General features: G+C 71.7%; 17 protein-coding genes. 7 read left to right on the top strand and 10 right to left on the bottom strand.

The genetic code is table 11. The annotated features are described in order from the left end of the window. Positions 1-104: 104 nt before the first annotated feature. Positions 105-647: a molybdenum cofactor biosysynthesis protein gene (locus ACFYZJ_RS10280; RefSeq protein ID WP_388565152.1), complete on the bottom strand. Its 543-nt coding sequence runs from the start codon at positions 645-647 to the stop codon at positions 105-107. A 204-nt stretch (positions 648-851) separates the two neighbouring features. Between ACFYZJ_RS10280 and ACFYZJ_RS10275 the strand changes: the two genes are divergently transcribed. Then, positions 852-3104, top strand: coding sequence for an FUSC family protein (locus ACFYZJ_RS10275; RefSeq protein WP_388565149.1), 2253 nt, complete (start codon positions 852-854; stop codon positions 3102-3104). 61 nt (positions 3105-3165) lie between these two features. Here ACFYZJ_RS10275 and ACFYZJ_RS10270 read toward each other — a convergent pair whose 3' ends face one another. The 7 genes from ACFYZJ_RS10270 to ACFYZJ_RS10240 all read right to left on the bottom strand — a co-directional run bounded on the left by ACFYZJ_RS10270 (position 3166) and on the right by ACFYZJ_RS10240 (position 10102). Continuing rightward, positions 3166-3516, bottom strand: a complete 351-nt coding sequence (locus tag ACFYZJ_RS10270) for an SHOCT domain-containing protein (protein ID WP_388565147.1) — start codon at positions 3514-3516, stop codon at positions 3166-3168. Positions 3517-3585: 69 nt separating this feature from the next. After that, on the bottom strand, positions 3586-4689 hold the full coding sequence (locus ACFYZJ_RS10265) for a hypothetical protein (protein WP_388565145.1): 1104 nt from the start codon (positions 4687-4689) through the stop codon (positions 3586-3588). A 175-nt stretch (positions 4690-4864) separates the two neighbouring features. Further along, on the bottom strand, positions 4865-5083 hold the full coding sequence (locus ACFYZJ_RS10260) for a hypothetical protein (RefSeq protein WP_388565142.1): 219 nt from the start codon (positions 5081-5083) through the stop codon (positions 4865-4867). A gap of 158 nt (positions 5084-5241) precedes the next feature. Next, positions 5242-6117: a universal stress protein gene (locus ACFYZJ_RS10255; protein ID WP_388565139.1), complete on the bottom strand. Its 876-nt coding sequence runs from the start codon at positions 6115-6117 to the stop codon at positions 5242-5244. Positions 6118-6372: 255 nt separating this feature from the next. Next, positions 6373-7107: a CBS domain-containing protein gene (locus tag ACFYZJ_RS10250; RefSeq protein ID WP_388565136.1), complete on the bottom strand. Its 735-nt coding sequence runs from the start codon at positions 7105-7107 to the stop codon at positions 6373-6375. A 461-nt stretch (positions 7108-7568) separates the two neighbouring features. After that, complete coding sequence (locus ACFYZJ_RS10245) at positions 7569-8447, bottom strand: diacylglycerol/lipid kinase family protein (protein ID WP_388565134.1); 879 nt, start codon at positions 8445-8447, stop codon at positions 7569-7571. A gap of 59 nt (positions 8448-8506) precedes the next feature. After that, positions 8507-10102, bottom strand: coding sequence for an FAD-binding oxidoreductase (locus ACFYZJ_RS10240; RefSeq protein WP_388565131.1), 1596 nt, complete (start codon positions 10100-10102; stop codon positions 8507-8509). Between the two features lie 110 nt (positions 10103-10212). On the opposite strand from ACFYZJ_RS10240, the gene ACFYZJ_RS10235 reads away from it, so the two are divergent. Continuing rightward, complete coding sequence (locus ACFYZJ_RS10235; protein ID WP_388565129.1) at positions 10213-10812, top strand: TetR/AcrR family transcriptional regulator; 600 nt, start codon at positions 10213-10215, stop codon at positions 10810-10812. Continuing rightward, positions 10809-12401 (top strand): glycerol-3-phosphate dehydrogenase/oxidase, encoded by a 1593-nt coding sequence (locus ACFYZJ_RS10230; protein WP_388565127.1) that lies wholly within the window; start codon positions 10809-10811, stop codon positions 12399-12401. The genes ACFYZJ_RS10235 and ACFYZJ_RS10230 overlap by 4 nt, the downstream gene beginning before the upstream one ends. Positions 12402-12714: 313 nt before the next feature. Here ACFYZJ_RS10230 and ACFYZJ_RS10225 read toward each other — a convergent pair whose 3' ends face one another. Together ACFYZJ_RS10225 and ACFYZJ_RS10220 are read right to left on the bottom strand one after the other, a co-directional pair. Further along, positions 12715-13287 (bottom strand): hypothetical protein, encoded by a 573-nt coding sequence (locus tag ACFYZJ_RS10225; RefSeq protein WP_388565126.1) that lies wholly within the window; start codon positions 13285-13287, stop codon positions 12715-12717. A gap of 283 nt (positions 13288-13570) precedes the next feature. Continuing rightward, complete coding sequence (locus tag ACFYZJ_RS10220) at positions 13571-14398, bottom strand: ZIP family metal transporter (RefSeq protein ID WP_388565124.1); 828 nt, start codon at positions 14396-14398, stop codon at positions 13571-13573. A 241-nt stretch (positions 14399-14639) separates the two neighbouring features. Here ACFYZJ_RS10220 and ACFYZJ_RS10215 point away from each other — a divergent pair, with 241 nt between their 5' ends. From ACFYZJ_RS10215 to ACFYZJ_RS10200, 4 genes are all read left to right on the top strand, one after another. Further along, positions 14640-14768, top strand: coding sequence for a hypothetical protein (locus ACFYZJ_RS10215; RefSeq protein ID WP_388565123.1), 129 nt, complete (start codon positions 14640-14642; stop codon positions 14766-14768). After that, on the top strand, positions 14765-15097 hold the full coding sequence (locus ACFYZJ_RS10210; RefSeq protein ID WP_388565121.1) for a hypothetical protein: 333 nt from the start codon (positions 14765-14767) through the stop codon (positions 15095-15097). The genes ACFYZJ_RS10215 and ACFYZJ_RS10210 overlap by 4 nt, the downstream gene beginning before the upstream one ends. A gap of 75 nt (positions 15098-15172) precedes the next feature. Continuing rightward, entirely contained in the window at positions 15173-15751 is a 579-nt protein-coding gene (folE, locus tag ACFYZJ_RS10205) for a GTP cyclohydrolase I FolE (RefSeq protein WP_388565578.1), read from the top strand. Positions 15752-16433: 682 nt separating this feature from the next. Next, on the top strand, positions 16434-18824 hold the full coding sequence (locus ACFYZJ_RS10200; RefSeq protein WP_388565120.1) for an ATP-binding cassette domain-containing protein: 2391 nt from the start codon (positions 16434-16436) through the stop codon (positions 18822-18824). Positions 18825-18827 lie beyond the last annotated feature (3 nt).

Genomic DNA, 18827 nt, shown 5'->3' with positions numbered 1-18827 from the left:
TGGGGCGGCGGCCGGCCCGACGGGCGGGCCGTACGGACCGAGCGGCCCGGTCGACGCCCACCCGGGACCGCGAGTAACGAGAACTCACTGCCGTGGTCAGACGGTCACGAAGGCGGTGTCCAGCTCTGGCGGACAGGCAGTCGGTCCTCGCCGGAGTCCCGGCACACCCCGAACGTGGCCGGCCCCACGGTCAGGATCCCGTCGGACACCGGCCGGCAGCGGACGCCCCCGCCACCGCGCAGCGCCCGCTGCGCCCCCGGCCCGATGGTGCTGTCCATCCACGCGCACGGTCTGGCCGCGCTGTGCACCACCAGGACCACGGGTCCGCTGCCGGAGTCCAGGAAGACCGTCTCGCCGATGTACGCGTCGATGTCCACGCCGCGCAGCAGGACATTGCGTCGGGTCAGGCGCAGATCCATGTCCTCGGAGACCGCCCGCGGCATGCGCTCGGCCGCCATGAGGGTGACCGAGGCATTGCGATGGGCCGGACGGTTGAAGTACCGGTCCCCCACGATCCCGAGCCCCTTGCGTACCTGCGCCATGGCAACCAGTTCCTCCCGCGGCAGCTCGGGGACACCGTCGCGTGCGCGGCCCTCGAAGCGATGCACGGGCGAGACCAGAAGCTGAACGATCTCCACCTGCTCCACGTCACCGAGCCTACCGAGCACACGACGGTCCCGGGGACGGGGTGGAAACCGTGCGTGGACGAAGCACGACGAAGACGCTTCTACGGAACGGCCGGTCACCGAGCGGCGGGTGGTCGTCCGGCCGAAGGCGGATCGGCTGAACGGGGTCCTGCGTGCCATGCTGGGGAAGCGGATCACCAGCAGGAGCGGGGAGAGCACGGCGGCGTGAAGGCAGTGGGACGGCAGGTCGCGGCGCGGCTGCGGGATCGCATCACCGCGTCGGATCCTGGGCTGCTCAGACTCGCCGCCGGCTCGCGGACGGCGGGCGCCATCGCTCTGACGCTGGCCGTGCTCGCCGTGGTGCGCGCCCCGGTGGCGCATCTGGTGGCCGGTGCGATCGCCGCCATGGTGGCCACCTTCGCCATCCGGGAGAAGCAGCGTGGGCAGCAGGCGGTCACGCTCGCTCTGGGTCTGCTGGTGGCGCTGGTGTCCGTGTCGCTGGGGGCGCTGCTGAATGCGCGCGTCGTGGCCGGGGACGTGTTCTTCGTCGTCCTTATCTTCTGTGCGGTCTACAGCCGCCGGTTCGGTGACCGGGGCACCGCACTGGGACTGGTCGGCTTCCAGGTCTACTTCCTGTCGTTGTTCGTTGGCGCCACCGTCTCGACGCTGCCGGGCCTGTACGGCGTCATCGCACTCGCGTTCGCCTGCAGCGCGTTCGTGCGGTTCGTGGTCGTGTACGAGACGCCCGCGGGCATCCTGCAACGGCTGCGCGAGGCGTTCCGCGTGCGCCTCGCCCAGCTGGTGTCGGCGCACCTGGGACTCTTGGACGCGGGTCCCGACGAGGTGGACAAGGCTCTGGAGGACGTGCGTGAGGGGTCGGCGCGGCTGCACGAGACGGCGATGATGATTCAGGGCCGGCTGGATGACGGGACGCCGGACAAGGCCGTGGCACAGCTACTGCAGCGCCGGATCGCGGACGCCGAGATCGCCGCCGAGCGGCTCGGGCTGCTGCTGCTGAACGCCCGCAGTGCCGAGCGGGCGGACACACTCACCCTGCACCTGCCCGGCGCACCCGTGCCGTCGGGCGGCCACCTTCCGGTGCGGGACGAGGCGCTCGACACGCTCCGGCGCGACCTGGAGACGCTCCGCCTGCTCGTGCTGCGGCCCGTCGGGCAGCGCGGCGGCACGGGAGTGGCCCATCTGCGCAACCGGCTGCTCGGCTACCGGGACGAGGAGAACCTGCCGCCGGCGTCGAGAGACGTGCAGGACGTCTTCCGGGGCATCGGCGAGGCCGCGCGGGCGGTGCTGGGGCTCAGGGTCGCGTTGGAGGGACCGCAGGACGAGTCCGACGACACTCCCGCCACGACGCGCTCGAGGGAGGAGCTGGACGCCGAGAACGCCGCCATCGAGGGCGCCCAGGAGGGCGAGCCCGAGGCGGAGCAGGAGCAGCGGGGGCTGCGGCGGCCCACGACGCGTGCCGCCGCACAGGTTTCCGTGGGCTCGGCCCTGGCCATCGTCGGCGGCGAGTTCCTCTCCAGCCAGCGCTGGTACTGGGCGGTGCTGACCTGCTGGATCGTCTTCATCAACACCTCGTCGACGGGCGAGATCCTGGTCAAGGGCTACCGCCGGCTGGTCGGCACCGTCCTCGGCGTCGTGGCCGGCATCGTCCTGGCGGGGCTGGTCGGACACAACGCGTGGACGGCGCTGGCGCTGGTGCTGCTGTTCGTCTTCGCGATGTTCTACACCGCCCCGCTGTCGTACACGTTGATGTCGTTCTTCGTGACCGCGGCGCTGGGCCTGCTCTACACGCTGCTGCACACCTACAGCCTGTCGGTGCTGGTACTGCGCGTGGAGGAGACAGCGCTCGGCGCGGCCTGCGGGATCATCGCGGCGGCCCTGGTGCTACCCGTGCGCACGGACCGCCGGACGAACGAGCTACTCGTCACCGTGCTGGACCGGCTCGCCGCCGTCACCGACGCCGCCGTCGACCAGCTCAGCGGCGGGCCCGCGGTCGATCTGCTCGACAAGGCGCGCGACCTGGACCAGGCCCTCGGCGACCTGCGGGCGGCCACGCAGCCGCTGACCCACCCGATCACACCGCTGCGGGCGCGGCGGAACACGGCCCAGTACGTCGTCGCGCTCCTGGAGACATGCGCCTACCACGCGCGTTCCCTGGCCGCGACCGCCGAGCTCCTGGCCACGCATCCCTCGATCGCGGCGGATCCGCGGCTGCGCCGGGCGTGCGAGCGCATCACGGGCAACATCGCGGCCATCAGTGCTCATGTGGCGGACGAACACGCCACCGACGAGGTCCGGACCGGTCCGAGCATCGCCTCCCTGCTGGAGCGCGACGTGGCCGGCACACCGCGGTACGGCCGGATCACCGACCGGGTACTGCGGCATCTGCAGCGGCTGGACGAGGCGGTGGTCGGCCTCGCCCGCCCACTGGGTGTGCCGGTGGCCTCCCGAAAGCCATGACGTGGTGTCTTCGGGAAGGCACCGGGTGACGCGGTGGCGGTGGCGTCCCTGTCGGACGCGGTCACCGATGCTCCCGCAACACCGTGAGACGGCGTTTGTACTCGTCTTCGTCGATCTCCCCACGGGCGAAGCGCTCCGCGAGCAGATCCTCCGCCCGCCTGCTGCCCCATCCGCTCTCCTCGGAGGGGCGCGGGCCGGGCTGGTGGCCGCGGCGGGAGCCGGTGAGGTAGTGGGTGAGGGCCATGACCCCGGCGATCAGCAGTCCCCAGAACAAAATCATGATCAAGGTCATGAGGAGCCAGCCGCCCCAGCCCCAGCCGCCGTACCACATCACGCCGATCACCTTCTTGGGCACCTTCCTGGGCCGGTCGACCGTCGATACGTTCAGGATCGCGCGGAGCGGCGTCGACACAAGGGGCACCATGACCCCGTCCGGGGGCTGAACGGCCCACCAGCCACTGTCCACTCCACCGCAGTCACTTCATGGGAGGGATGAAGGGTCGGCGTAGCGCAGCAGTGCGCCCACGCCCTCGCGTAGCCGAAGCTGCTGCTCGGGCACCACGACCAGTTCGGACCTCGTGCCGACCAGGGCACGGGTCAGAGCGGCGTCGGCTCGCTCCTCGCGGACGTCCTCTACGCCGTAGGAGCGCAGTTCCTGTTCGGTGAGGGCGATGTGGCGGGGTTGCGGACCGACCCACAGACGCAGCGTCGACTCGGGGTGGTTGTTGAGGAACAGGGCCTTGACACGGCCGCGTTGCAGGGCTGACACGGCGGCGGAGAGACCCTCCGCCGCCGCTCCGTCGCGGGCCTGCTGCGCGAGGAAGGCATCCAGCAGGGCCCGGTCGTGCGCGGCCATGCGCCCGCTGAAAAGGCTTTCGAGCCGGTGCTCGAGCAGTGCCCGCCCGGGCTGGGACTCGCCGGCGCCTTCGACCGTGGTGACCTGGCCGCGCAGGGAGGCGGGAAGCCGGTTGACGAGGATGCCGCGCGCCCAGACGTCTCCCGCGACGACCACGGCTTCCGCCTCGACGCGCCGCGCGTGGCCTTCCAGTTCCCGCCCGATCACGTCGGCGGCGTACAGCCAGTCGGCCACGGGGATCTCCTCGTGCAGGCGGTACCCGGGCGTGACCTTGGTCAGGGGCCAGATGCCCGCCTCCGCGTCGATGCGCACGGTGCCGGTGGCGCCCGTGGAGTGACGGCCGCCGTAGCGGACGTGGATCGCCAGGTACCGGATGGCGGGTGCGCGCTGGACGATCAACGGCATGGTGTCCGGCAGCGTCCCGAAGTGCGCCGTGTCCCGTGCCGGTGGGACGGGCAGCTCGTCCAGCAGGGCGAGCCGGCCGTGTGCCGTGAACACGGCCTGCCCGTGGGCGCCGGGGACATCCGTGTCGCAGCCCACCATGCGCGCCACCGCGGTGATGGAGTCCGGATCCGCTCCCTCTGACATCAGGGCGTCCCGCAGATGCCGCCACCGCAGTTCCACGGCGGCGTCCGGATCCTCCCTCGCGGTGTCGCGGGAGGTGTCCAGATAGACGGACGCGAAGGGACCAGGCCGCTTGTACAGAGGTTCCAGAAACGAAAGTCTCATGGTCACTCCCCTACAGCCTCTCGTTCACCTCCGGGCGGAAGATCGCGCATCTTACGATGCACACGGGCTCGCGGCCGAGAGCCGGGGCGCGTCGGCGGAGGACTGCACACCCCGACCATTTCCCATGGTGCACGTACCCGCCCAACTGGGCGACTCCGTCGCAGAGACCGTGCCGTCACTCCGGAAGAGGCAGCCGACAGGTCTCTCCCGGCCGGATGCAGACCGCGCGGTCCGGCAGCCGGACGTCGATGAGGTTGCCGTGGCCCTGGAGCCGGCTGATCACGTCCTCGTGGAACGGCACGTGGAGCGCGCGGGAGACCTCCTCCCGGCACTGGAGTTCGCCGTCGTCCAGCCCGGTGCGCTCGATGAGTTCCAGCCGCCGGGGCTCGGGCACGGCCTGCCGGCCAGGCCGATGCGGATGCGGAGGTGCGGGTGCGGCAGCCCGGCCAGACCGTGTCGGGGGCGGTGTCGGCACCGGCACCGGCACCGGGCTCGCGCCGGAACCCTGGCCCACGGAGCGACCACGCGCCGGCGAAGGAGCGGGAGTCCGTGTCAGGTCCGCTGCGGGACCACGGCGACCGGGCAGTCGGCGTGGTGCAGGAGCCTGTGGCCCACCCGACCGAGTTGAAGACCGGAGTGGCCCTGCCTGCGCCGAGCCCCGATGACGACGAGGTCTGCGGCGGCCGAGCGCCTGAGCAGCACGGTCTGGGCAGGTCCTTCGACCGTGGCGGGGCGCACTCGCACCTCCGGGTGGTCCGTCATCGCATCACTGATCAGGCCGTCGAGCGGGTCGGAGGCCCGCTGCTCGGTCTCGCGCGTCGGCTCTTCCGCAGACACGAGGTGGTCCTTGGTCGCCCCCGTCGGATGGCGCCAGGCACGTACGACATCGAGGACACACCCCCGTACCTCGGCCTCACGGCAGGCGAAGCGCAGCGCCTCGTCGGTCATTTTGGGGTCCCCGGCCCCGAGCAGGACGCGGTCGTGCGCACCCGTCAGACCGGCGGTGTCACCGCGCACCACGATCACCGGGCAGTGCGCCCGCGCGGCGACAGCCAGGCTGACCGAGCCGAGGAGCAGCCCCTTCAACTCGCCGCGGCCGCGGGATCCGGTCACCAGCGCGAAGGCGTTGTTGCCCTCGCGCAGCAGAGCCGACACCGGATCCTCCGGCAGTACGTCTCCGGATACCTTCACCTCCGGGTTCCGTCGCCGTGCGCGCACCGCCGCGGCTCGGACGATGTTCTCCGCCAACACCTGCTCGGACGGGCGTCCACGGCCGCTCGACGGCACGACACCTTCGTAGCGTTCCCACAGAGAGGCGTACACCAGCCGCAGCGGTAGACCGTGCCGGGCGGCCTCATCCGTCGCCCACTCGACCGCCGTCAGGCTGGACTCCGATCCGTCGATGCCGACGACCAGCGGAAGCTCCATCAGCTTTCCCACCACCTTCCGTGGTGCTCCGGAGCCGTGGAGCGGCCCGCTCCCACTCCACGATCACATCTGTCAGTCGTCTTCACACGTTCACACGGTGATCCTGCGCCCCGTGACGCTGAGAGGATCGATACGGATCCACAGCTCACATTGCCCGGGCGGTGGTCACCGCGAGCCCGAGGCCAGGTGGCGGATCGATCTCGCCCCCGGAGATGTTGCGGCGGTGCCTGTGCGGCCATGGGCCGTCACCTCCGCTCAGAGGTCGCGCTGCCTGTCGTGGGCGAGGCCGCGCGGTGACCACTCGCCGGGCGACAGGCGGGAGTCGTCGAAGCGGTAGGTGAGCTGGTCGATCACCGCGACCACTCCGTCGATCTGCTTGGTCATGGAGACGGCGATCTCCGTCTCGCTCCTGCGTGCCAACCGACCGGTGAGGGTGACCACCCCTTCGACCACGAAGACGTCGACGGCCGTGGGTGCCAGCCGCAGCGTGCCGACCAGGACTTCCTCGATCACTTCGCCGCGGATCTCCGCGTCGGGCCGCAGGAAGACCTGGAGCAGGTCCCGGCGGGTGACGATGCCGACGAGCCGGTCCTCCTCGTCCAGTACGGGCAGCCGCTCCACGTGGTGCTGCACCATGGTCCGGGCTGCTTCGGCGATGGTCTCCTCGGCGTGCACGGTCACCGGCGGTGCGGTCATGAGCTGACCGGCGGTGAAGGCCCGGGACCTGGCGGCCTGTCTGCGAGCCCCGGGCGTGCGCCCGGCGGCGAACCGGAAGCGACGCCTGGTTCCGTCCGTGCCGAGGGCTTCCGACTGCCTGGTCACCAGGTCGGTCTCGGAGACGACGCCGATGACCTTGTCGTCGTCGTCCACGACGGGCAGTCCGCTGATGCGGCGGTCCGCGAGGAGCCGCGCGACTTCCTTGAACGGAGTGCGGTACTCGGCGCTGACGACATCCGTGGTCATCACGGAGCCGACCTTGTTGTGCTTCATGTCCCTTCCCTCCTGTTCCCCCCTCGGCGGAGTCGGCGCGGATACGGGTCCTGGGGCCGGCGGGGCAGCAGACGCACGCAACCCCGCAACCGCTCGTGATCATCCGGTTCCACGGGTCGGACGCCCACGGTCGTACTGTCCGTTGAGCAGGGCGTCCACCAGGGGTGGGTCGAGCGTGTCGTCCGTCATCGCGGTCTCCTCAAGCCTCTCGACACCTCGAGCATCCGGCGATCGTCACGGCGATCACATGGGCTGACCGGGGCGGGACGAGGGCCGGACGGCCCGGAAATCGGACCGCGATCCGGCCGGCGTTCGTCGACGCTTCACACAGCCGTGCAGTGACGGGAAGCAGACTCGTGCACTGCGCGCTGCCGCTCAGCGTCGCCCCGCCGTCGGTGACCTCGAGGGTCGGCGACGAGGGTGGCTGGAAACCACCGACTGTCGAACGACGGTCGGGACGCCTAGCAGAGCACGGCGAGGGCCCCGGGCAGCACCCGGGCCGTGACGGGAAGGACGGCGTCGACCTCCCCGTCGGCGCCGTACGGCACCTCACGGTCGGCCTCGATGCGGACCTCTCTTCCCCGGACGATCCGCACTTCCGGCCGGTGGACGTGGGCCCCGGACCTGAGCTCCTTCATCAGGGTGAAGAAGAGCCGGCGTGGCGCCTCGCGGATCATCACCACCTCCAGCAGTCCGTCGTCGAGGCGGGCGCCGGGGGCGATGATGCGGCCGGAGCCGTAGTAGGCGGAGTTGGCGGCGACGACGGTGTAGCCGCGGTGCGCGAGTCGCTCGCCGTCGACGGTCACCTGGTAGGCGGCCGGGCGCCAGGTGGCGACGGCCCGCAGTCCACCCGCGTAGTAGGAGGCGGCGCCCTTGAACAGTGCCGAGCGGTTGGCGTGGCGGTTGGCGAGGGCGTCGACACCTGCGTAGACGCTGCCGAGGACGACACCGCGGCCGTGGGCGGAGTGCACTTCGATGGTGTCGACGGAGCGGGGATCGCCGTGCAGCAGCACCCGGGCCAGCGCCTCCGGATCGGTGGGCAGGCCGAGCGCTCGGGCGAAGTCGTTGCCCCGGCCCGCCGGGACCAGCCCGAAGAGCGTGCCGGTGCCGCTGAGGGCCCCGCCCACGGCGCCGCTGATGCCGTCACCGCCGACCGCCAGGACGACCCGGTGCCGCCGGCCGGCGTCCCGGGCCAGCTCCTGGGCGTGGGCCAGGCTGCGGCTGTACTCGGTCTCCAGCTCGGCCCCGGCCTCCCTCAGCAGCCGAGCCACCTGGAGCAGTACCGGGACTCCGGCGGATCCGCCGGCGGTGGGGTTGACGATGGCGGTGAACTGTCGCATCGGTGTGCCTCCAGGGCGCCTGACGGCTCATGGACGGGGTCGGGGGTAGGGCGGCCGGCTCAGTCGGCGGGCAGGAGGACGCCGGGATTGAGCAGACCAGTGGGGTCCAGCCGTCGTTTGACGGCCTGCAGGGCGCCGATGCCGAGCGGACCGGCCTCCCGGACGTACCAGTCGCGGTGGTCCGTGCCCACGCCGTGGTGGTGGCTGATGGTGCCGCCGGCCGACAGGATCGCCTCGTTGGCGGCGCGTTTGGCGGCTGCCCAGTGCGCCAGGGGGTCGTTGCCCTGCGCGGAGACCACGGTGAAGTACAGGGAAGCGCCGTTCTCGTAGACGTGGGAGATGTGGCACATCACCAGCGGTGGCGTGCCGGACTCGGTGAGCGTGCCGGTGAGCGCGTCACGGACGGCGGCGTACAGCCCGGGGAGGCGGGACCAGAAGGCGGCGGTCTCGAGTGTCTCGGCGAACGCCCCGGCGTCCAGGAGCGCGTCCCGCAGATAGGGTGCCGAGTAGCGGCCGTGGGCCCAGCGCTCTCCCGGCTCCCGGCCCAGGCAGGTGCCGCCGGCGTCGCGCAGGACGGTCGCGGCCCGTTCCCGACGGTGCGCGGTGTCCTCCTCGGTGCCCTCGTAGCCGGTGATGGCCAGGCATCCGGCGTTCTGTGGCAGACCGGAGGAGCCGATGGCATCGGGCTGGGCGAGGCCGACGAGCGTCTCGGTCTCGTCGGACAGGCGCAGTACGGTCGGCCTCGGCCCGTCCTGGGCGAGGCGCCGCAGGGCGGTGGCGCCCGCCTCGAAGGAGTCGAAGCGCCATCCTTCGTAGACGCGGGTGTCGGGAAGGGGACGGATCCGGACGGTCACCGAGGTGATCACGCCGAACGCCCCCTCCGAGCCGAGGATCAGCTGGCGCAGGTCGGGCCCCGCCGCCGAGCGCGGGGCGCGGCCCGCCTCCAGGGTGCCGGACGGGGTGGCGAGGGTGAGGCCGAGGACCATGTCGTCGAAGCGGCCGTACCCGGCGGAGGCCTGACCGCTGGAGCGGGCCGCGGCGAATCCGCCGATCGTCGCCCACTCGTAGGACTGCGGGAAGTGGCCGAGCGTGAAACCGTGCCCGGCCAGGAGGGCCTCGGCGTGCGGGGCGCGCAGACCTGGTTGCAGGGTGGCCGTGCGGGAGACCGGGTCGAGGTCGAGCAGGGCGTCCATGCGGCGCAGGTCCAGCGCCACGATGGGACGCGTCCGCTCGGGGGCGAGTCCGCCGACGACGGAGGTGCCGCCGCCGAACGGGACGAGGGCCAGGTCGTGGGTGGCGCACGCGGCCAGTACCGCGAGGACTTCGTCGTGGTTCACCGGGAGGACCACGGCCGCGGGGACATCGCTCATGTCGCCCTCGCGGATGCGCAGCAGATCCGGGGTGGACTTGCCGCGGGTGTGCCGGACACGGGACTCGGCGTCGGTGCGCAGGTGCTCTCCACCGCCGACGGCTGTGAGCAGCGCGCGGCGCGCGGCCGGGTCGAGATGCGGCTCGGGTACGGCGATCTCCCCCAGGGCGACCGGCTCGGTGCTGCGCGGTTCGACCCCGAGCAGGTCACGCAACAGCGCGATCACCGAGTCGGGCAGCGGCGTCGCCCTGGCCGGGTCACCCCAGCCGCTCCAGAGCATGTCCATGGCGCTTGTCCTCACCGGTCGGCGCGACGGCGTCGTCGCGAGTCGGTCGTCGCGGCGGTGCGGTCGCGGAAGAGTGCCGTCCCTCGGACGACCGAGTTACACTGTGACACATGACGCCTATTCGTCACAACGCCTCGGCCGGTGATCCGGTGCTCGACGCGGTCCGCGACTGTGTCCTGGCCGTCGGCGTCCGGCGCACCACCCTGACCGACGTGGCCCGCCGTGCGGGTGTCTCCCGGATGACGCTGTACCGCCGCTGGCCCGATGTGCGGTCGCTGGTGGGCGACTTGATGACCCGTGAGTGGATCCAGGCGGCCACCGGCGCGATGCCGGAGCGGAAGCCGGGGACGACCGCGCGCAGGCGGATCGTGGACGGGCTCGTGGGCGGCGTGGACGCCTTCCGGAGCCATCCGCTCTTCCGCAAGATCGTCGACGTCGACCCCGAGCTGCTCATCCCCTACGTGCTGGATCGGCGGGGAGCCAGCCAGGAAGCCCTCCTGGGACTGCTCGCCGACGCCCTCCGGGAGGGTCACGCGGACGGGTCGGTACGCCCCGGCCACCCCGAACGGCAAGCCAGGTCCCTGCTGTTGGTCGCCCAGTCCTTCACCTTGTCGCTGCGCACCATGACCGAGGAGGACGATGCCGAGCTGAGCGCGGACGCCTTCTACGCGGAACTGCGGACCATTCTCGAGAGGACCCTCACACCATGAGCTCCAGCAGCAGTACGGCGTCCTCGGGACGACCGGTGCCCGGCTCGTCCCTGACCGCGGGCCGCCGCCTGCGAGAACTGGAGCGGACCGTCGGCGGCGCGCCCGTGGACGTCCTGGTGGTCGGCCTCGGGGCGACCGGTGCCGGGGCCGCCCTGGACGCCGCCGCCCGCGGGCTGACGGTGGCCGCCGTCGACACCCACGACCTGGCCTTCGGCACCTCCCGCTGGAGCTCCAAGCTCATCCACGGCGGACTGCGCTACCTCGCCTCCGCCCAGTTCGACGTCGCTCACGAGAGCGCCCGCGAACGCGGGGTCCTGATGGAGCGCACCGCTCCGCACCTCGTGCGGGCCCAGCCGTTCGTGCTGCCCCTCACCCCGCTGGTCTCCCGCGGCCAGGCCGCGTTGGCCTGGGCCGGGTTCCGCGCCGGCGACGGGCTGCGTCTGGCGGCACGCACGGCCCGGGCGACACTGCCCGCACCGCGCAGGCTCTCCGCCGCGGAAACCCGTCACCTGGCTCCCGCGCTGCGCGGCTCCGGGCTCCGCGGCGGACTGTTGTCCTGGGACGGCCGGGTGACCGACGACGCCCGCCTGGTCACCGCGATCGCGCGTACGGCGGCGGCACGAGGCGCACGGATCCTCACCCGGGTGCGCGTGCTGGAACTGACCGCGTCCGGTGCCCGGATACGCGACGAACTCACCGGCGAGGAAGGCCAGGTCCGTGCCCGCGCGGTGATCAACGCGTCCGGCGTCTGGGCGGGCGGCCTGGTGGACGGGGTCCGCATCCGGCCCTCGCGCGGCACCCACCTCGTCCTGCGCGCCAACCACCTGGGCCTGCTGCCGGCCGGCCTGCACATTCCTGTCCCCGGGGAGACCAATCGGTTCGTCCTCGTCCTGCCGCAGGGCGACGGCCGGGTCTACGTCGGACTCACCGACGAACCCGTGGAAGGTGATGTCCCGGACGTGCCCGACGTGCCGGAGACCGACATCGGGTTCCTGCTGGACGTACTGGGCTCCGCGCTGGACATCCCCGTCCACCGCGACGACGTGGTGGGCGCGTTCGCGGGGCTGCGGCCGCTGCTGGACAGCACCGCGGACTCCGGCGCGGCGCCGAGCACCGCGGACATCTCCCGCCGCCACGCCGTGCTCACCTCGCAGGAGGGTGTGGTCACCGTGGTCGGCGGCAAGCTGACCACCTATCGCCGTATGGCCGAGGACGCGGTCGACGCCGCTGTCGCCACCCACGGGCTGTCCGCGGGCCCCTCCCCCACCAGCGCCCTCCCCCTGATCGGCGCGGCGCCGCCCCGAGTGCTCGGAGCCCTCCGCGCGCCGCGGCGCCTGATCAACCGCTACGGCACCGAGGCGCCGGCCGTGCACGCGCCGGCCACGGCCGACCCCTGGCTCGCCCGGCCCGTCCTGGACGGGCATCCGGTGACCCGCGCCGAACTGCTGTGGGCCGTGCACCACGAAGGGGCCCTCGATGTCGCCGACCTCCTCGACCGCCGCACCCGCATCGGGCTGGTTCCCGACGACCGGGCCCTCGCCCTGGAGGCCGCGCGGGAAGTTCTCGGCCGGTGCGGGGTCGGCGACTGACGAGCCGTCGGGACGCGCCCGGCCGGACGAGGGAGCGGGCGCCGTCGCGGCACGGCCGCCGCACTTCCGCGTCCAACCGCGTGTGCACCGCATGCGGTGCGCGAATCTGCCGCCGTACCTGCGCGGCGAGGCGTCGGCGACCGCGGCCCCCGGCCCTGGCGCTCGGCCGGTGGAAAAAGCCGTTGCGCCGACCCTGGAGGGCGGCACAACGGCTGGAGCGAACAGAGCCGAACGCGATGACGGGCCTCAGGCGGAACGGCACCTCACGATACCGGGGGCACGCTGTCCGTCAGCGCGTCGGGAACGTGATGTCCTACGAGGCCGGCGTCGACGTGGGGGTCGCGGTGGGCGTCGGAGTCGGAGTCGGGGTGGGCGTCGGAGTCGGCGTGGGGGTCGGGGTCGGCGTGGGCAGACCGCTGCCGTTCAACACCGCGTCGATGTAGTTGTTCAGGGCGGTCACGAAGGCGCTGACCGCCGCAGACACCTGGCCGGCGTCGCCGGAGCCGATCGCCCGCACGAGGTCGTCGATCGCCTTCTGCAAGGCGGCCAGTGCATCGCTTTCCGGGTCAGCGGCCACAGACCGGAGCTCGGCGAGGGCGTCCTGCGCGGCGCCGCCGAGTCTTTCGGCCCTGGCGGCGGGCAGCCGGCCGTTGTCGGCCTCCAGTACGGCGGTCGCCAGGTCGGCGACCGGAGCGAGCCGGGGGTCGCGAAGACTGTTGAGCTGTGCCAGCAGCGCGTCCGCGTCAGCGAGGGGTGCATGGGGGGATGCCGCATGGCTGCGCTCGCGGGCCGAGTCGGCCGCCACTGCGACCGGGCCGGCGACACCGACCAGGAAGGCAACGCAGACAGCGGTGCACGCGGTACGCCGTGTGGACAGACCAAACATGGGTGTTCCTTTCGGTGAACGTCGGATCTTCAGCCCACCCTGAAAGAACCCATGGCCCTGTGCAACCGATTGATCACCCACCGTATTGGCCGTGTTCCCGCCATCGCCGCATCGTGCCTGATGAGGCGGTCGATAACGGGTACCTGTGTCGCGGACCTGTTCGGCGGAACGGCGGCGGCCGCCCTCCCGGGACAACGACCCCCGATCGGGGCCGCCGCTGCGCGCCCGGACGACAGGGAAGGCCCAGCCGCATGACCTGGACGCCGGGTGCACCGTCAGTGGTTCACGCGCCGGCGGCCGTGACGACGGCGTCCGTGGCGAAGCCGAGGAGAAGACCCAGCAGGATGCACCAGGTGGTGAGTGTCTTGAGTCCGGTCCTGCGGGCGACGGCCAGCAGTTCGATGACCACGTAGAGGATCGACCCGGCGGCGAGGCCGAGGAAGGCGATCGACAGGGTGTCGTCGACCAGGTGCTGACCGGCCAGCGTGCCCAGGAAAGTGGGACCCCCGCCGATCAGGCCGAGCCACACCAGGGTGAGCCAGGAGGGGCGTTCACCCTCGGCGGCCAGGGGGGCGACGATGCCGAAGCCCTCGGTGGCGTTGTGCAGGCCGAATCCGATGATCAGCAGCAGGGCGAGGGAGAGCTCACCCTTGGCGGCGGAGTTGCCGATGGCCAGGCCCTCGGCGAAGTTGTGCAGACCGATGCCGGTGGCGATCATCAGCGCGAGGGAGCCGGCCTGACTGCGGGCCTTCGGCGCCAGTTCGGTGGTGGCGGCGGCACCGGGCCCCGCGGGGCGTGCGGCTGCGCTTCGGCGGCGGGTGATCCGGGCGTCGTAGTGCACGAGTCCGGCGAGTCCGATCGTCAGGCCCGCGGCCAGGGTGCCGCCCCCGGAAGCGACCGTGCCCCACGCGTGCTTGCCCAGCGCCTCGTCGACCGGCTCCCAGGCGTGGGTCAGCACATCCCACACGAGGAAGGTGAGGATGCCGATGGCCACGGCGTTCAGGCCCGCCTTGAGACGGGGTGTGGGCGTACGCAGGCGGCCGATCGGGAGGCCGAGGTAGATGGTGAAGCCTGCGATCGCGCCGAGCAGGGCGATGTTCGCGCTGGACATGAGGATGCTCCGGTCTGACGTGCGGGGACGCGCCGAACCTAAGCCAGGGAAGGCTTACCTAACAACTCTGGGCGCCTCGACCGGGAGAAGCTTGACGAGGTCATTACCCAGTGATGCGGCAGGCCTGCTTGCGTTCTCCGGCGGGACTCACGGAAAACGGGCGTCCCGGTGGGACCGGTCCGCGCCGCGCGCCGACCGGTCCCCCGGTCTCCTTGTCAACTTCACCATCCGGGAGTTCCCCATGGACATCGCCGCCCTCATCGCTTGGGTGCTCACCGCCCTCGGCGGCCTCTACATGCTCGGCACCTGGATCCAACACGCGGAGTCGCACAGCAGCAGTCCGGCGCCGGCCGCCTGCCCGCGCCGGTGATCTTGGGGCATTTCGCCCTGGCCGCGATCGGGCTGGTGGTGTGGATCATCCATGTGGTGGCCGACAAGAGCGCCCTGACCTGGACCGCCTTCGGCCTGCTCCTGCCGGTCGGCCTGCTGGGGTTCGTTATGCTGGCCCGCTGGATCCCCGTCCACCGCGACCGTGCCACGGCTGCGCCCCCACCAGCCGCGGCAACCGCTCAGGGAGCCGAGGGAGCGGTCCCTGCCGAACGGCACTTCCCGCTGCCGGTGGTGCTGGCACACGGCCTGTTCGCCGTGGTCACCCTCGTCGTGGTCCTGCTCACCGCCCTCGGTATCGGCGGCAGCTGACATGACCGATCTCGTGCCCCACGCCACCTCCCGCATACACACGACGAGGACGGCCCGGCACCCGCAGGGCGCGCCCTGCGGGTGGTCCACGAGCCCGGCGGTATCGACCTGGCGGCCGCGGAAGAGGCGGCCGGTCTGTTCCTCGAGGCCCTCGGTGTCTCCACCGCTTCGGAGAGCCTGCGCGACACACGAGGCCGGATGGCCCGCGCGTACGCCGAGTTGTTCAGCCCCCGCCCCTTCGACCTGACCACCTTCCCCAACGACGAGGGCTACGACGAACTTGTCCTGGCGCGCCGCATCCCCGTCAGGTCCGTGTGCGAGCACCATCTGCTGCCGTTCGTCGGTACCGCCCACGTGGGCTACCTGCCCGGCGGCCGGATTCCGGGCCTGTCCCAACTGGCCCGTGTCGTCGAGCACTTCGCCTGCCGCCCGCAGGTCCAGGAACGCCTCACCAAGCAGGTCGCCGACTGGCTGCGGACCCATCTGGAACCCGAGGGCGTCGCTGTGGTGATCGAGGCCGAGCACACCTGCATGACCCTGCGCGGCGTCCAGGCCACCGGCTCCAGCACCATGACCTCATCCCTGCTCGGGCTGCTGCGTTCCGACGCCCACTCCCGGAGCGAATTCCTCGCCCTGACCGGGGTGACCTCGTAGTCCCGGCAGAGGGACAGCCGCCGGTAGGAGCCTCGCCCCCTGCGCAGGGCCGCGCGCCGCGGGATCACCCGGCGTCACGGTTGACGGTGGCCGGCTCCTTCGAGGGCTCGGCGCGAGCGTCGTCAGCCGATTTTGCTGCAGTGTGGCACGACCGGCCGTGGCAAACCTCGGAGCAGCCGCCCCTTCCGCGCGATCCCTGCCGGCGGCGCTGCTCGGCCGTGAACGCTGCCTCGGCCGGCCCGGCCGGCGCTCCCACCGTGCCGCCGGCCGGCTGGGCGGGACGGGCAGCAGGACCTCCGCACGCGCCCGCAGCGGGGCCGTCGCGTCTCGACCTCGGGCAGGCGCGGGTCGCCCTCCACTGCGGGAAGCCGAGCACGCCCGGACCGATCAGGATTCGAGAAGCGCCGGTGGCCGAGGGGAACCTAGAGTGACGTTCGTGTTCGCCGCCCTTCACCGGACCTCCCCTGATGACGCGCCGGGCACCTCCCTGGCCTTCCTCAGGGACATGGTGCCGCGGGCCCAGTCGGCACCGCCGATCAGGCAGGCAGGCAGGCAGGCAGCGGACTGTTGTCGCGAACGCGCCGGCGAAGGAGAGCCAGACATTACGCTCGAAGCCGGTTTCGTCCAGCCAGGCGCAGCCACGGAGACCGCGAAGGCGGCCCGCCCGACAGATGGAGAGACCATGAGCATGGCCACGAGGACGGACACGCAGTCGCCCGCGCCGCACGTTGCAGACAGCCACGACCTGATCCGCGTGCACGGCGCGCGCGAGAACAACCTCAAGGACGTCAGCGTGGAGATCCCGAAGCGCCGGCTGACGGTGTTCACCGGCGTCTCCGGTTCGGGCAAGAGCTCACTGGTATTCGACACGATCGCCGCGGAATCGCAGCGACTGATCAACGAGACCTACAGCGCCTTTGTGCAGGGTTTCATGCCGACGCCGGCCCGGCCCGAGGTCGACGTACTCGACGGGCTGACCACCGCGATCATCGTCGACCAGCAGCGAATGGGTGCCGACCCCCGCTCCACGGTCGGCACCGCGACCGACGCCAACGCCATGCTGCGCATTCTCTTCAGCCGGCTCGGGCAGCCGCACATCGGCTCGCCGCAGGCGTTCTCCTTCAACGTGGCCTCGATCAGCGGAGCGGGTGCGGTCACCGTGGAGCGGGCCGGACAGACGGTGAAGGAGCGCCGCAGCTTCAGCATCACCGGCGGCATGTGCCCGCGCTGCGAAGGCCGGGGCACGGTCACCGACCTCGACCTCACCCAGCTCTACGACGACTCCAAGTCACTCAACGAGGGCGCACTGACCATCCCCGGCTACAAGTCGGGCGGCTGGAACTACCGGCTCTACACCGAGTCGGGCCTGTTCGACCCGGACAAGCCCATCAGCAAGTACACCGAGAAGGAGCTGCACGACTTCCTCCACCGGGAGCCGACCCGCATGAAGATCGCGGGCATCAACATGACCTACGAGGGTCTGATCCCGCGGATCCAGAAGTCCATGCTCGCCAAGGACCGGGAGGGCATGCAGCCGCACATCCGCGCCTTCGTGGACCGGGCGGTCACCTTCACCGCCTGCCCCGACTGCGGCGGCACCCGGCTGAGCGAGGCGGCCAGGTCGTCGAAGATCAAGGGGATCAGCATCGCCGACGCCTGCGCGATGCAGATCACCGACCTCGCGGAGTGGGTCCGCGGTCTGGACGAGCCGTCGGTGGCCCCGCTGCTCGGGAAGCTGCAGCACACGCTCGACTCGTTCGCGGAGATCGGGCTCGGCTATCTCTCGCTCGACCGGCCGTCGGGCACGCTGTCGGGTGGCGAGGCACAACGTGTCAAGATGATCCGCCACCTCGGCTCCTCACTCACCGACGTCACCTACGTCTTCGACGAGCCCACCACGGGCCTGCACCCGCATGACATCCAGCGGATGAACAACCTGCTGCTGCGGCTGCGGGACAAGGGCAACACGGTACTCGTCGTGGAGCACAAGCCGGAGGTGATCGCGATCGCCGACCACGTCGTCGACCTCGGGCCCGGCGCCGGTGCGGCGGGCGGCTCCGTCTGCTTCGAGGGCACCGTCGAGGGCCTGCGTGCGGGCGGTACCGTCACGGGCCGTCACTTCGACGACCGGGCCGCGCTCAAGGACACGGTGCGCAAGCCCACCGGCACTTTGCAGATCCGCGGCGCGACGACACACAACCTGCGGGGCGTCGACGTCGACATCCCCCTCGGGGTGCTGGTGGTCGTCACCGGCGTCGCCGGCTCCGGCAAGAGCTCCCTCGTCCACGGGTCGATCCCCGCCGGCGCGGGTGTGGTGTCGATCGACCAGGGCCCGATCCGCGGCTCCAGGCGGAGCAACCCCGCGACGTACACGGGACTCCTCGACCCGATCCGCAAGGCGTTCGCCAAAGCAAACGGCGTGAAGCCGGCCTTGTTCAGCGCCAACTCCGAGGGCGCCTGCCCCACCTGCAACGGCGCCGGCGTCATCTACACCGACCTGGCGATGATGGCCGGTGTCGCCATCACCTGTGAGGAGTGCGAGGGGAAGCGATTCCAGGCATCGGTGCTGGAGTACCACCTGGGAGGCCGCGACATCAGCGAGGTGCTCGCGATGTCGGTGACCGAGGCCGAGGAGTTCTTCGCCGCGGGCGAGGCGCGCACGCCGGCCGCGCACGCGATACTCGGCCGGCTCGCGGACGTCGGGCTCGGCTACCTCACCCTCGGCCAGCCCCTCACCACGCTGTCGGGTGGCGAGCGGCAACGGCTCAAGCTGGCCACCCACATGGCTGAGAAGGGCGGCGTCTACGTCCTCGACGAGCCGACCGCCGGCCTGCATCTGGCCGATGTCGAGCAGTTGCTCGGCCTGCTCGACCGACTCGTCGACTCCGGCAAGTCGGTCATCGTCGTCGAGCACCACCAAGCGGTCATGGCGCACGCCGACTGGATCATCGACCTGGGCCCCGGCGCCGGACACGACGGCGGTCTGATCGTCTTCGAGGGCACACCCGCTGATCTCGTCGACGCCCGCTCCACCCTCACCGGCGAGCACCTCGCGGCCTACGTCGGCACCTGAGCG

The organism is Streptomyces sp. NPDC001848, assembly GCF_042891915.1.
Taxonomy (GTDB): domain Bacteria; phylum Actinomycetota; class Actinomycetes; order Streptomycetales; family Streptomycetaceae; genus Streptomyces.
This window is presented reverse-complemented; position numbering and strand designations above follow the sequence as displayed.